Here is a 13401-nt window from a genome sequence, read left to right on the forward strand (position 1 = left end):
CCCCCCCCCCCCCCCCCCCCCCCCCCCCCCCCCCCCCCCCCCCCCCCCCCCCCCCCCCCCCCCCCCCCCCCCCCCCCCCCCGGGAGGGGCGTGCGGGGTCAGTCCATCGTCACGAAGTCGATGAGCTCCTCGACGCGGCCGATGAGCGCGGGCTCGAGGTCGGTCCAGGTCCGCACGCGGGCCAGGATGCGCTGCGCCCACACGTAGCCGGTGTCGTCCTCCCAGCCCAGGCGGCGGCAGACGCCGGTCTTCCAGTCCTCGCCCTTCGGCACCTCCGGCCAGGCGCGGATGCCGACGACGGAGGGCTTGACCCCCTGCCAGATGTCGATGAACGGGTGGCCGACGACGAGCGCGTGCTCGCCGGTGACCTGCTCGGCGATCCGCGACTCCTTCGACCCGCGCACCAGGTGGTCGACCAGCACCCCGAGCCGCCGGCCCTGACCCGGGCGGAACTCGCGGACGATGCCCGGCAGGTCGTCGACCCCGTGCAGCGGCTCCACGACCACGCCCTCGATGCGCAGGTCGTGGCCCCAGACCTTCTCGACCAGCTCGGCGTCGTGCTTGCCCTCGACGTAGATGCGGCCCTCGCGGGCGACGCGGGCGCGCGCACCGGCCACGTAGGTCGAGCCCGAGGCGCTGCGGGTCGGCGTCACCGGGCCCTCCGGCGTCGGGCGCACGAGCACCACCGGGCGCCCGTCGACCCAGAAGCCCGGGCCGAGGGGGTAGGCGCGGACCTTCCCGAACCGGTCCTCGAGGTGGACGACGTCCTTCTCGCAGCGCACGACGGCACCGACGAACCCCGAGCTGGGGTCCTCGACGACGAGGTCGCGCTCGGCGGCCACCTGCGGCGGCGGCTTCTTGACCGTGCGGGGGTGCACCAGGTTGTCGTAGGGGGAACGCGGCGGCACGGTTCCCAGGAGAGCCGATGACCGCGCGCGAGCCCGGCAGACGCGCCGAGCGGGCCGTGTGAGGTCGCGTCGCGACACGCCCGGGCGACCGGCTGATTCCAGAGAGTCACGGGACGTCGCGATGGGTCGACGACGGCGGGGGATGCACGGATGCCCCGTTGACCTGCGGAAACGCGATCCCGGCCGCCGGAACCCACGCGACCGGCGCGGCACACGCTCAGCGACCGAAGCGTCCCAATCGATCTCCGTCGTTTCGCTCCGCCGAGCCCGGTCACCCATTAACCCGACCGTCACACCACAGCTCAGATGGGAGCGAGAGCGACGATGATCGGCACCGACACCATCAGCCGCGTGATCGGACAGGACGTCTACGACGAGGCCGGCGAGAAGATCGGCTCGGCCTCCGAGGTCTACCTCGACGACGAGACCGGTCAGCCCGAGTGGGCCACGGTGCGCACCGGTCTGTTCGGCACCAAGGAGTCCTTCGTCCCGCTGCGGGACGCCGACCTGACCAACGACGGCCTGCGCGTACGCGTCAGCAAGGCCCAGGTCAAGGACGCCCCGAAGATCGACACGGACGGGCACCTGTCCCCGCAGGAGGAGCAGGAGCTGTACCGGTACTACGGCCTCGGCTTCGGCTCGGGCACGCAGACCACCACGCAGACCACGACGGACGTCGGCACCGCCGGCACCTACTCGATGGACCAGAGCCGGTCCCAGCAGGACCTGACGACGGCCGGCACCGGCACCGTCCGGGACCGCGACCGTGACGGCGTCCACGACGACGTCCGCGGCGCCGTCGGCCACGACACCTCGGGCCCGACGACCGACAACGCCATGACCCGCTCCGAGGAGCACCTCAACGTCGGCACCCAGCGCGTCGAGGCCGGCCGGGCGCGGCTGCGGAAGTACGTCGTCACGGAGAACGTGACCCAGACCGTCCCCGTGTCCCACGAGGAGGTCCGGGTCGAGCGCGAGCCCATCACCGACGCCAACATCGGCAACGCGATGGACGGGCCGGCCATCTCCGAGGAGGAGCACGAGGTCGTCCTGCACGCCGAGCGCCCCGTGGTGTCCAAGGAGGCCACGCCGGTCGAGCGCGTCCGCCTGGACACCCAGACGGTGACCGAGCAGCAGCAGGTCTCCGAGCAGGTGCGCAAGGAGGAGATCGAGGTCGACGGCGGCACCACGGGCGTCGCCGGCACCACGACCGGGACGACCACCGGCACCACCGGGGACGACCGCAGCCTCGTGCAGAAGGCCAAGGACGCCCTGGACCGCGACAACGACGGCAAGATCGGTCGCTGAACCGGTAACAGCACCACGGCCCGGTCCTGACCGGGCGCACCAGACGGCGGTGGCCGGCCGGAGACGATGACTCCCGGCCGGCCACCGTGACGTCTGCAACCGTTGCGGGCACCGGGACCGTGGCGTGTCGCCCACCTGCGCAGGTGGGATGCTCGGCGGCGTGACCGAGACCACGACCGAGCTCCCCGGGACCGGCGCCCTGCCCGGCGGACCCGACGAGCTGGCCGCGGCGCTGCGCGGGACCGGCTACCTGCCCGACGAGGGCCTGGCCACCGCCGCCTACCTGGCGCTGGTCATGCGTCGCCCGCTGTTCCTCGAGGGCGAGGCCGGCGTCGGCAAGACCGCCCTGGCCCGGGCGCTGGCCGAGGTCACCGGCCGCCCGCTGTACCGCCTGCAGTGCTACGAGGGCCTGGAGGCCAGCCAGGCGCTCTACGACTGGGACTTCGGCCGCCAGCTGCTGCACCTGCGCGCCGCGGAGGCCGCGCACGCCACCGGCGACACCGAGGCGCTCGAGGCCTCGCTGTACGACCGCCGGTTCCTGCTCGCCCGCCCGCTCCTCCAGGCGCTGGAGGACTCCCCGAGCGTGCTGCTGGTCGACGAGGTCGACCGCGCCGACGACGAGTTCGAGGCCTTCCTGCTCGAGGTGCTGTCGGACTTCACCATCTCCATCCCGGAACTGGGCACCGTGCGCGCCGAGGTGCCGCCGCTGGTGGTGCTCACCTCCAACCGCACCCGCGAGGTGCACGACGCGCTCAAGCGCCGCTGCCTCTACCACTGGCTGCAGCACCCCGACTTCGACCGCGAGGTCGCCATCCTGCGCACCCGGCTGCCCGAGGTCACCGAGCAGCTGGCCCGCGAGGTGGCCCGGGCGACGGCGCAGCTGCGGACGCTGGACCTGCTCAAGCCGCCGGGCGTCGCCGAGGCGATGGACTGGGCCACCGCGCTGCACGCTCTCGGCGCCCGCGACCTCGACCCCGACCTCGCCGCCCGCACCCTCGGCGCGGTGCTCAAGTACCGCGAGGACACCGACCGGGTGCACGCGCTGGCCCGCGGAGCGCTGTTCGGTGGATGAAGGACCCCGTCCCCCTCACGCCTCGCAGGCTCGGCGCGAGCCTCCGGACGGGGCCGTTCCAGCACGTCACCACGTCGTCGCCGTCGTCCTGGGGTTCGCCCGGACGCTGCGCGCCGCCGGGGTGGCCGCCTCCCCGGACCGGGTCGAGGCGATGCTGTCGGCGGTGGCGGTGCTCGACGTCCTCGACGCCACCGCCGTCTACTGGGCCGGGCGGCTGACGCTGTGCTCGGGCCCGGACGACCTCGACCGCTACGACGCCGCCTTCGCCGCGTACTTCGGCGGCGAGGCGCCCCGGCGGCCGACGGCCACCGGTCCGGCCACCCCGCCGCGGATCGCCGTCACCGCCCCGCTGGACCAGGGCAGCGGCAGCGGCGAGGAGGGCGAGGACCCGGCGGACCTCGCCGTCGCCGCCTCGGCCGACGAGGTGCTGCGGCACCGCGACGTCGCCGACCTGACGCCGGCCGAGCGCGAGCACCTGCGGCGGCTGTTCGCGCTGGTGCAGCCCGCGGCACCGATGCGCCCGGCCCGCCGCCGCCGGCCGGCGCCGCACGGCGCGGTGCACCCGGCGCGCACGGTGCGGCGGGCGCTGCGCGACGGCGGTGAGGTCACCCGGCTGCTGCACCGGCGGGCGCGGCCGCGGCCGCGGCGGGTGGTGCTGCTGGTCGACGTCTCCGGCTCGATGAGTCCCTACGCCGACGCGCTGCTGCGCTTCGCGCACGCCGCGGTGCGCGCCCGGCCGGCCTCGACCGAGGTGTTCACCATCGGCACCCGGCTGACCCGGGTGACCCGCGAGCTGCGGCTGCGCGACCCGGACCGGGCGCTGGCGGCCAGCGGCGGCGCGATCCCCGACTGGTCCGGGGGCACGCGGCTGGGCGAGGTGCTCAAGGCCTTCCTGGACCGGTGGGGACAGCGCGGGACCGCCCGCGGCGCCGTCGTCGTGGTGTGCAGCGACGGGTGGGAGCGCGGCAGCCCCGACCTGCTGCGCGAGCAGATGGCGCGGCTGCGCCGGCTCGCGCACGCCGTCGTCTGGGTGAACCCGCACAAGGGCCGGGCCGGCTACGAGCCGCTGACCGGTGGGATGCAGGCGGCGCTGCCGTCGGTCGACGCGTTCGTGTCCGGGCACAGCCTGGCCGCCTTCGAGGAGCTGTCTGGGGTGATCTCGCGTGCGTGAGGTGCTGGACGACCTGGTCGGCTGGTGGCAGGCCGGGGAGACGGTCGGGATGGGGACGGTGGTCGCCACCTGGCGGTCCGCGCCGCGGCCGGCCGGGGCGGCCATGCTGGTCGGTCCCGACGGGACGGCGGTCGGCAGTGTGTCCGGCGGCTGCGTCGAGGGCGCGGTGTACGAGGAGGCGCGGGACGTCGTCGAGTCCGGCGTCCCGACGCTGGAGCGCTACGGGGTCAGCGACGACGACGCGTTCGCCGTCGGGCTGACCTGCGGCGGGATCCTCGACGTGTTCGTCGAGCCGGTCTCGCGCGAGTCCTTCCCCGAGCTCGGCGAGATCGCCGAGTCGGTGGGCCGGCACGAGCCGGTCGCCGTCGTCACCTGCGTGCGCGGGCCCGAGGACCGCATCGGCCGCCGGCTGGTGCTCTGGCCCGACCGCAGCTCCGGCACCCTCGGCCTGCAGCGCCTCGACGACGCCGTCGCCGACGACGCCCGCGGCATGCTCGCCGCCGGCCGCACCGGCACGCTGACCTACGGCCACGACGGCGAGCGGCGCGGCGACGAGCTGACGCTGTTCGTCTCCTCGTTCGCCCCGCCGGCCCGGATGGTCGTGTTCGGCGCCATCGACTTCGCCGCCGCCGTCGCCCGGGTGGGGGCGTTCCTCGGCTACCGGGTGACCGTCTGCGACGCCCGCCCGGTGTTCGCCACCGCCCGCCGCTTCCCCGACGCGCACGAGGTCGTCGTCGAGTGGCCGCACCGGTACCTGCAGGCCGAGGTCGACGCCGGGCGCATCGACGAGCGCACCGTGCTGTGCGTGCTCACCCACGACCCGAAGTTCGACGTCCCGCTGCTGGAGGTCGCGCTGCGGCTGCCGGTCGCCTACGTCGGCGCGATGGGCTCGCGGCGCACCCACGACGAGCGGCTCGAGCGGCTTCGCGAGGCGGGGCTGTCCGAGGCCGAGCTGGCCCGGCTGTCCTCGCCGATCGGCCTGGACCTGGGGGCCCGCACGCCCGAGGAGACCGCCGTCTCGATCGCCGCGGAGATCATCGCCGGGCGCTGGGGCGGCACGGGCGAGCGGTTGAGCGGCACCGCGGGGCCGATCCACCACACCGCGGAGCGCTGAGGGTCGTCCCCATAGCGGAAGAGGCATACCGTTCCCGGTGTGCCGCCGCCGCGCCGCAGCCGCTTCCCCGGCCTGGAGGACCGGGGTGAGCGCCGGCGCGGGCTGATCGAGGAGCTGGTCCGGCTCCGCCGGGAGAGCGAGCTGAGCCAGACGCAGGTCGCGGCGCGCATGGGGACGTCGCAGTCCGCCGTCGCCCGCCTGGAGAGCGGGGAGCTGGACGCGCGGCTGTCGACGCTGGAGCGCTACGCGGCCGCCCTGGGCCGCACCGTCGACTGGCAGGTCCGCACGTCCGAGGAGGCACGATGACCCGTCCCTCAGGCACCTGGCCGCCCCTCCCGCCGGAGCCCCCGTTCCCGCTGCCGCCGCCCGACCACCCGCGCAGCCCGTGGCAGCCGCCGCCCCGGCCGCCCGCCGTCCCCGGGCAGGGCGCGACGACGATGTCCGTCGTCGTCGGCTCGCCCGACTGGCTGGCCGAGCGGCTGGTCGAGCACCGGATGGTGACGCTGGCCGGCGAGCTCGACGCCGACGCGGTCAACCGGGCGGTCGCCGAGCTGGCGTTGCTCGACGCCGACGGCGACGACCCGGTGCACCTGCGCCTCTCGGGCGTGAGCGCCGACCTCGACGCCGCCCTGACCCTCGTCGACGCGGTCGACCTCATGGGCGCCCCGGTGCACGTCACGTGCCTCGGCACGATCGCCGGCGCCGCGGTCGCCGTGCTCGCGGTGGCCGACCGGCGCACCGCCGGGACCCACGCCCTGTTCCAGCTGACCGAGCCGCGGGCGCCGGGCAGCGGCCTCGGCCGGGACGTCGAGGTCCTCGCCGCCGAGCACGCCCGGCGGCTGCGCCGGCTGCAGGAGCGGCTGGCCGGGGCCACCGGCCGCGACGTCGAGCAGGTCGCCGCCGACATGCGCGCCGGCCGCCTGCTCTCGACCGAGGAGGCCCGCGAGTACGGGCTGGTCGACCGCTGACGGGAGGACCCGGTGCCCCCGGTGCTCGGCGCGGGCCCCTGCACCGGGGCCGGGGAGCGCGGCGGGCGCGGGATCGATGATCGACCGGTGAGCGTGGAGCTGGGGTACCGCTACGACGTCGAGGTGGTGGGGCTGCTCGTCTCGCCGGTGCACCGGTACGACGGGCGGCCCGGCGGCGTCGTCCCGCCGCAGGACGGCGACCGGGTGGAGCGGGTGGAGGTGCGCGCGGGGCACGGCATCGTCGGCGACCGCTACGCCGGCCGGCCCGCGCACCGCGACGCCGCCGTCACCGTGCTCGCCGCCGAGTCGGTCGAGGCGCTGGCCGCCGAGCTCGGCGCTGGCCCGCTGGACCCGCTGCTCGCCCGGCGCAACGTCGTCCTGCGCAGCGCCGAGGTGGAGGCCCTACGCGGGGAGGTGTTCGCCCTCGACTGCGGCGAGGGCGTGGTCGTGCTGCGCGGCGGGCGGCCGGCCAACCCGTGCGCCTGGCTGGACACCGTGCTCGCACCCGGCGCGCACCGGGGGATGCGCGGCCGCGGCGGGGTGCGCTGCGCCCCGCTGACCGACGGCGTCCTGCGGCTCGGCCCCGCCGTCCTCACCAGCGCCGTCCCGCTCGACCCGGCCCGCGCCGGCGAGGCCCGCCGCGTGCTGCCGCGGCCCCGTCCGTAACCTGCCTCACAGCCACCGCCGTGCTCAGAGGGGAGCCGCGTGACGCCGACCGTGCCGCACCCGGTCATCGGGCTGCGCCGCGAGCGCGAGGTGCTCACCGTCGCGCTGCGCACCAACCGGCACGTCGTCCTCGAGGGGCCGCCGGGCACCGGCAAGTCGACGCTGCTGCGCGCGATCGCCGCCGAGGCCGGCCAGGAGGTCGTGTTCGTCGAGGGCAACGCCGAGCTGACGCCGGCCCGGCTGATCGGCCAGTACGACCCGGCCGCCGTCCTGGCCGAGGGCTACGTGCCCGGCAGCTTCACCGACGGGCCGCTGCTGACGGCGATGCGCGGCTCGGGCCTGCTCTACCTCGAGGAGCTCAACCGGATCCCCGAGGAGACGCTCAACGTCCTCATCACGGTGCTCACCGAGGGCGAGATCACCGTGCCGCGGCTCGGCCACGTGCGGGCGGCCGCCGGCTTCCGGCTGATCGCGGCGATGAACCCGTTCGACGCCATCGGCACCGCGCGCGTCGGGCAGGCGATCGCCGACCGCATGTGCCGCGTCGTCCTCGGCTACCAGGACGCCGCCGCCGAGCGGGCCATCGTCGCCGCGGTGACCGGCGCGCCGCCGTCGCTCATCGGGCTCGCCGTCCGGCTGGTGCGGGCCTCCCGGGAGCACCGCGACGTCCGGATGGGCTCGTCGGTGCGCGGCGCCACCGACCTGGTGCTGCTGCTCGGCGGGCTGCTGGACGTGCGCGGGCAGGCCGGGCTGGGGGTCGACGGCGCCCGCGAGACCGCCCGCGACGCCGCGTACGCGGCGCTGTCGGGCCGGATCCGGGTCGCCGAGGGGGTCGAGCGGACGCCCGAGGCGGTCATCGACGAGATCCTCGACGGCGTGTGGCCGCCGGACGGGCCGCCACCGCCGGAGGAGGAGGAGCCCCCCGCTCCCGCCGAGGGGGGTGGCGAGGGAAAAGCAGGAGGCCCGCCGGAGTTCCCGGCGGGCCCTGACCCCTCCTCCCCGCGCCGCGACCGCCGCGGCGGGGGCGGCCGCCGGCAGACCGGCCGCCGCGAGATGGCCGCCCGCCACGACGCGTTCGAGGAGGTCAGCCCGGAGGTCGGCGAGCTCGACGAGGAGGCCTTCGCCGAGCTGATGGCCCAGGACGCCGACGCCGCGGCCGCGCTGCTGACCGACCTGGCCGCGGCCACCGACCGGGAGCTGCGCGCCGCCGCCCGGCGCCTGGCCGGGCGGGTGTTCGTGCAGGTCGGCCGGGTGGGCCGGTCGCGCACCCGCGGCACCCGGCGGCTGGTGCCCGACCGGCACGGCGACGGCGACCTGGACCTCGACCGCACGCTCGACCGGTGGGACGTCGGGACGCCGCTGCAGCCCGGCGACCTCGTCACGCGGCGGTGGACCGGGCACCGGCGCGCGGTCTGCCTCGCCGTCGACACCTCCGGCTCGATGACCGGGCTCGGGGTGGCGATCGCGGCGGTGGCGGCGGCCGGCGTCGTCCTCACCGGCGACGAGCGGCTGCGGACCAGCCTGATCACCTTCGGCCGGGACGTCGACGTCGTGCAGCGCCCGGGGCAGCGGCGGGCCGCGGAGGACGTCGTCACCCACCTGCTCGGCCTGCGCGGGCACGGGACGACCGACGTCGCCGGCGCGCTGCGGGCGGCCCGGCTGCAGCTGGCCGCCGAGGTCGCCGACGAGCGGGTGGTCGTGCTGCTGTCGGACTGCCTGCACACCACCGGCGACCCGCCGGAGACCGCGCTCGCGGGCATCGACCGGCTGCACGTGCTCTGCCCGCTGCCCACGCCCGAGGCCGAGACGGCGGCGCGCGCGCTGGCCGCGCGGGGCGCGGGGACGGCGCAGATGGTGCGGACGGTCCGGGACCTCGGCCCCGCCCTCACCCGCCTGCTGGGCTGAGGTCGCCGGCTGCCGCGTCGATCACCGGCAGGACGGACGGCTGATCATCGGGCGCGTGCACGCAGCCGATGGTCACCAGGGCCGGACCGGATGGGGCCGCTCCCCGTGCCCGCCGGGGACGCCGGCGGGCACGGGGACGGCGTCAGCGGTCGGAGTCGCCGTAGACGACCATCCCGCGGATGTTCTTGCCGTCGCGCATGTCCTGGTAGCCCTGGTTGATGTCCTCGAGCTTGTACTTCGTGGTGGCGAGCTCGTCGAGCTTGAGCTGGCCCTCCTGGTAGAGGCTGAGCAGCTCGGGGATCGCCGCCCGCGGGGCCAGGCCGCCGAAGATGGCGCCCTGCAGGTCCTTCTGCAGCAGGGTGAGCTCGAACAGGCTGAGCTTGACGTCGGTGTTGGCGGCGTTGCCCATGCCGGTGACGACGGCGCGGCCGCCCTTGCCGGTGAGGCTGAGCGCGGTCTGGATGTCCTCGCCCTGGATGTCGCCGACCGTGATGATCGTCTTGTCGGCCATGCGGCCCCACGTCAGCTCGTTGACCTTCTCGGTGGCCTCCTCGGCCGACTCGAACACGTGGGTGGCGCCGAGGTCCATCGCCCACTCGCGCTTCTTCGCCACCGGCTCGATGACCATGACCCGCTTCGCGCCGGCCGCCGCGGCGCCCTGGACGGCGTTCATGCCGACGCCACCGGCGCCCATGACGACGACGTTCTCGCCCGGCCGCACGTCGGCGACCTTGGTGGCCGAGCCCCAGCCGGTCGTGACGCCGCAGCCGACCAGCGCGGCGATCTCCAGCGGGATGTCGGGCTCGATCTTGACGACCGACGCCTGGTGCACGGTCATGTACGGCGAGAACGTACCGAGCAGGCACATCGGGATGACGTCCTTGCCGCGGGCCTGGATGCGGTAGCTGCCGTCGGAGATCGAGGTGCCGGCCAGCAGGTTGGCGCCGAGGTCGCAGAGGTTCTGCATCCCCTTGGAACACGGCGGGCACTGGCCGCAGGCGGGGATGAAGGCGGTGACGACGTGGTCGCCCTCCTGCAGCCCGGTGACGCCGGGGCCGACCTTCGTGACGACGCCGGAGCCCTCGTGCCCGCCGATGACCGGGTAGAAGGCGACCGGGGTGCCGCCGGTGACGAGGTGCTCGTCGCTGTGGCACAGCCCGGAGGCGGCCAGCTCGACCTGGACCTCGCCCTCCTTCGGGTCACCCAGCTCGATCTCCTCGACCGACCACTCCTCGCCGACGCCCCACAGGATCGCGCCCTTGGTCTTCACCCGGTGTCCTCTCGGTCCGGCCCGCCGTCGTTGGCGGGCAGCCTGGTGGGCACACCCCGCTGGAGTGTGCGCCGGGCCACAGACTCACCGCGGCACCGGGTGCCGTCAAGGGGCCGCAACGGACTGCAACGTCCCGTTCAGCGCCCGGGGTCGACGGTCACCGCGGTGAACGGCAGGTGCGGCTCCACCCAGGGGAAGACGACGAACAGCAGCAGCGCCGCCGCGGCCAGCGCGAGCAGCAGGGACAGCGCCGAACGGGTCGCCGTCCCCCCGGGCAGGTGCCGCCAGATCCAGCGGTACACGGGGGTCCTCCTCAGCCCTCGGTGAGGGCCGGCGGCCCGTCGGGTGCCTCCGCCCGGGTCACGCCCGGGCCGTCGAGGACGGCGTGCACCACCAGCCGCTGCCGCGCCGAGTACCGCGGGTGGCAGGTGGTGATCGTCAGGTAGGACCCGGCGGGCGCGGCGTCGGCGGCGCCCCCGGGGACCGGGGCGATGACGTCGACGTCGGCCGGCGTCACGATCTGCCGGCCGGGGACGCCGTTGGGGTCCTGCACGGTCAGGTCCCCGGAGGCGTCGCCGAGCACCCGGTAGGTGAACCACCCGTCGGCCACCTCGACGACGACCGGGTCGCCCGGCTGCAGCAGGTCCAGGTCGTGGAACGGCGAGCCCCGGCCCACCCGGTGCCCGGCGAGCGCGACGTTGCCCGGCGCCCCCGGCATCGCCGTGCCGGTGTAGTGGCCCGGGCCCTGGGACAGATGGTCCTCGCTGGTCCCCTCGAGGACGACGCGCGACCAGTCCGCGCCCAGCCGCGGGACGTGCAGCACCGCGAACGGCTCGCCCACCGGCACCTCCGCGGGGACGGTGGGCACCCCGGCGGTGGGCTGCTCGGCGGTGGGCTGCTCGGCGGACCACTCGGTCTGCAACTCGTCGGAGAGCCGGTCCTGGTCGCGCGCGGAGGACAGGTCGGTCACCCACAGCTCGTAGACCACGAACAGCAGCAGCACGACGCCGGCGGTGACCAGCGTCTGCCCCAGCCCACTGGCCAGCGTGCGCCGGCGGTCGCCGCGCGTCCGGCCGTACCGGCGGCCCCCGACCGGCGCGGGGGCGTCTGTCGGTGCCATCGCCGGGCCACTGTGCCAGCCCGGTCCGGTGCGGTCGGCGACACTGGGCGGCGTGTCGTCGCAGCCGGTCATCCCGCCCGTCGTGGTGGTCGGAGCCGGGCCGGTCGGCACCACGGCCGCGCTGCTGCTCGCCCGGCGCGGCCTGCCCGTCCTGCTGCTCGACCGCCAGCCCCGTCCGTACGGGCTGCCGCGGGCGGTACACCTCGACGACGAGGCGCTGCGGGCGCTGGCCGACGCCGGCGTCGTCGAGGCGTTCCTGGAGGTCAGCCGGCCGATGGCGGGACTGCGGCTGCTCGACGCGCGGCACCGCACGCTCGCCGAGTTCCGCCGCGCCGGGGACGCCGGGCGGCACGGCTGGCCGCAGGCGTCGATGTTCCACCAGCCCGACCTGGAGCGGCTGCTGCGCGCCGCGGTGCGCGACACCCCGGGCATCGAGCTGCGCGGCGGCGAGGAGGTCGTCGGGCTCGCCGAGGCGGACCGCTCCGTCACGGTGGCGGTGCTCGAGCGGGCCACCGGACGGCGCCGGGACGTCGTCGCCTCGGCCGTGCTCGGGTGCGACGGTGCGAGCAGCACCGTCCGGGGCCTGGTGGGCGCGCGGATGCGCGACCTCGGCCGGCCCGACCGGTGGCTGGTCGTGGACCTGCGCGCGCGGGTGCCGCTGCCGGTGTGGCCGGGCGTGCACCAGGTGTGCGACCCGGACCGCGCCGCGACGTTCATGCCGGTCCACGGCGACCGCTACCGCTTCGAGGCGCGGCTGCGGCCCGGCGAGACGGCCGCGGACCTGACCGGTGTCGCGCTGGCGGACCTGCTCGCGCCGTTCGGGGCGCAGGACGCCGAGGTGGTCCGCGCGACCGAGTACGTCCACCGGGCGCAGGTGGCCGACCGCTGGCGGCGCGGCCGCGTGCTGCTGGCCGGGGACGCCGCCCACCTCACCCCGCCCTTCGTCGGCCAGGGCCTGGCGCTGGGCCTGCGCGACGTGCACCAGCTGGCCTGGAAGGTGGCCGCCGTCGTCAGCGGCGCGGCCGGCGAGGAGCTGCTCGACACGCACCGGGCCGAGCGCGAGCCGCACGCCCGGGCGCTGGTCCGTCTCGCGGCGGTGGTCGGGCGGCTGATGACCGGCGGGGGAGCGGGCGCGGTGCCGGTCCGCCGGGTGGTGCTCGCCGCCGTGGCGGGCGTGCCGGCGCTGGCCGCCTACGCCACCGACAGCCGCACGCCGGCGCTGCGCCCCGGGCCGCTGGTCGACCGGCGGGGCCGTGCCGGCCGACGGCTGGCCGGGACCCTCGTGCCGCGGGCCCGCGTGCGCGCCGGCGGGCGGGAGTGCCGGCTCGACGAGGTCCTCGGCACCGGCACCGCGGTCGTGGCGCTGGCGGCGCCGGGGCGCGTGGCGGTCACCGCGGGTGGCTGCCGCACCGAGGTGGACGACGTCGACGGCACGCTCACCGCGTGGCTGCGGGCGGGACGGGCCCGCTTCGCCGTCGTCCGGCCCGACCGGGTGGTGCGAGCCGCCGGGTGAGTGGGTAGCGGGGCGTCATGCAGATCGACAAGGACCAGATCCTCCAGCTGCTGCGCTCCCAGGGCGACGACGCCAAGGCGCAGCAGGCCGACCAGGAACTGCCCGGTCAGGTCGACACCGACCAGCACGCCGGGATCCTGCAGAGCCTGGGCCTGGACCCGGGCGACCTGATCAAGATGGTCACCGGCGGTGGCGGCGGTGAGGGCGGCGGCCTCGGCGGCGCGATCGGCGGGATCCTCGGCCGGTAGCACCCCTCCGTGCACTCTTGCAGCGGTGCCCGGGCACCGCCGCGGGAGTGCACGGCCCGCCCGGCCGGTGGCCGGGACCTCCGAGCCCTCCTACGGTGTGGTGCACATCACACGACGGCCGGACGGGGGCGGCCCGGA

At 76.3% G+C, this 13401-nt stretch carries 14 protein-coding genes; 10 read left to right on the plus strand and 4 right to left on the minus strand.

All coding sequences use genetic code 11. From position 1 onward, the window contains the following. Window positions 1-98: 98 nt before the first annotated feature. Window positions 99-908, minus strand: coding sequence for a DUF3097 domain-containing protein (locus ACI796_RS17445; protein WP_456942485.1), 810 nt, complete (start codon window positions 906-908; stop codon window positions 99-101). Window positions 909-1232: 324 nt separating this feature from the next. On the opposite strand from ACI796_RS17445, the gene ACI796_RS17450 reads away from it, so the two are divergent. The 8 genes from ACI796_RS17450 to ACI796_RS17485 all read left to right on the plus strand — a co-directional run bounded on the left by ACI796_RS17450 (window position 1233) and on the right by ACI796_RS17485 (window position 9112). Beyond that, complete coding sequence (locus ACI796_RS17450) at window positions 1233-2216, plus strand: PRC and DUF2382 domain-containing protein (RefSeq protein WP_456942486.1); 984 nt, start codon at window positions 1233-1235, stop codon at window positions 2214-2216. Between the two features lie 160 nt (window positions 2217-2376). Continuing rightward, window positions 2377-3288 carry an AAA family ATPase gene (locus tag ACI796_RS17455; RefSeq protein ID WP_456942487.1) on the plus strand — a complete coding sequence of 304 codons (912 nt, stop codon included), beginning with the start codon at window positions 2377-2379 and terminating at the stop codon, window positions 3286-3288. A 121-nt stretch (window positions 3289-3409) separates the two neighbouring features. Beyond that, window positions 3410-4459 (plus strand): vWA domain-containing protein, encoded by a 1050-nt coding sequence (locus ACI796_RS17460; RefSeq protein ID WP_456942488.1) that lies wholly within the window; start codon window positions 3410-3412, stop codon window positions 4457-4459. After that, entirely contained in the window at window positions 4452-5573 is a 1122-nt protein-coding gene (locus ACI796_RS17465) for an XdhC family protein (protein WP_387991691.1), read from the plus strand. Before ACI796_RS17460 ends, ACI796_RS17465 begins: the two co-directional genes overlap by 8 nt. A 39-nt stretch (window positions 5574-5612) precedes the next feature. Continuing rightward, entirely contained in the window at window positions 5613-5879 is a 267-nt protein-coding gene (locus ACI796_RS17470; protein WP_456942489.1) for a helix-turn-helix domain-containing protein, read from the plus strand. After that, entirely contained in the window at window positions 5876-6541 is a 666-nt protein-coding gene (locus ACI796_RS17475) for an ATP-dependent Clp protease proteolytic subunit (protein ID WP_456942490.1), read from the plus strand. The genes ACI796_RS17470 and ACI796_RS17475 overlap by 4 nt, the downstream gene beginning before the upstream one ends. Window positions 6542-6628: 87 nt before the next feature. Beyond that, window positions 6629-7207: an MOSC domain-containing protein gene (locus ACI796_RS17480; protein ID WP_456942491.1), complete on the plus strand. Its 579-nt coding sequence runs from the start codon at window positions 6629-6631 to the stop codon at window positions 7205-7207. A 39-nt stretch (window positions 7208-7246) separates the two neighbouring features. Further along, window positions 7247-9112 (plus strand): AAA family ATPase, encoded by a 1866-nt coding sequence (locus ACI796_RS17485; RefSeq protein WP_456942492.1) that lies wholly within the window; start codon window positions 7247-7249, stop codon window positions 9110-9112. Between the two features lie 142 nt (window positions 9113-9254). Here the strand turns inward: ACI796_RS17485 and ACI796_RS17490 are convergent, their stop codons facing one another. The 3 genes from ACI796_RS17490 to ACI796_RS17500 all read right to left on the minus strand — a co-directional run bounded on the left by ACI796_RS17490 (window position 9255) and on the right by ACI796_RS17500 (window position 11502). Further along, on the minus strand, window positions 9255-10382 hold the full coding sequence (locus ACI796_RS17490; protein WP_456942493.1) for an NDMA-dependent alcohol dehydrogenase: 1128 nt from the start codon (window positions 10380-10382) through the stop codon (window positions 9255-9257). A 137-nt stretch (window positions 10383-10519) separates the two neighbouring features. After that, a complete protein-coding gene (locus ACI796_RS17495; RefSeq protein WP_456937563.1) occupies window positions 10520-10684 on the minus strand; it encodes a hypothetical protein in 165 nt (54 codons plus the stop codon). Between the two features lie 11 nt (window positions 10685-10695). Further along, a complete protein-coding gene (locus tag ACI796_RS17500; RefSeq protein WP_456942494.1) occupies window positions 10696-11502 on the minus strand; it encodes a class E sortase in 807 nt (268 codons plus the stop codon). A 52-nt stretch (window positions 11503-11554) separates the two neighbouring features. Between ACI796_RS17500 and ACI796_RS17505 the strand changes: the two genes are divergently transcribed. Together ACI796_RS17505 and ACI796_RS17510 are read left to right on the plus strand one after the other, a co-directional pair. Continuing rightward, window positions 11555-13015, plus strand: a complete 1461-nt coding sequence (locus tag ACI796_RS17505; protein ID WP_456942495.1) for a bifunctional 3-(3-hydroxy-phenyl)propionate/3-hydroxycinnamic acid hydroxylase — start codon at window positions 11555-11557, stop codon at window positions 13013-13015. A gap of 17 nt (window positions 13016-13032) precedes the next feature. Continuing rightward, entirely contained in the window at window positions 13033-13263 is a 231-nt protein-coding gene (locus tag ACI796_RS17510; protein WP_456942496.1) for a hypothetical protein, read from the plus strand. Window positions 13264-13401: the final 138 nt, after the last annotated feature.

Source organism: Geodermatophilus sp. SYSU D00525, assembly GCF_054050475.1.

What these genes read in the sequence shown, in the direction of transcription:
- ACI796_RS17510 (WP_456942496.1), top strand. Translation starts at nt 13,033, where the DNA reads ATGCAGATCGACAAGGACCAGATCCTCCAGCTGCTGCGCTCCCAGGGC.
- ACI796_RS17500 (WP_456942494.1), bottom strand. Translation starts at nt 11,502, where the DNA reads ATGGCACCGACAGACGCCCCCGCGCCGGTCGGGGGCCGCCGGTACGGC.
- ACI796_RS17450 (WP_456942486.1), top strand. Translation starts at nt 1,233, where the DNA reads ATGATCGGCACCGACACCATCAGCCGCGTGATCGGACAGGACGTCTAC.
- ACI796_RS17475 (WP_456942490.1), top strand. Translation starts at nt 5,876, where the DNA reads ATGACCCGTCCCTCAGGCACCTGGCCGCCCCTCCCGCCGGAGCCCCCG.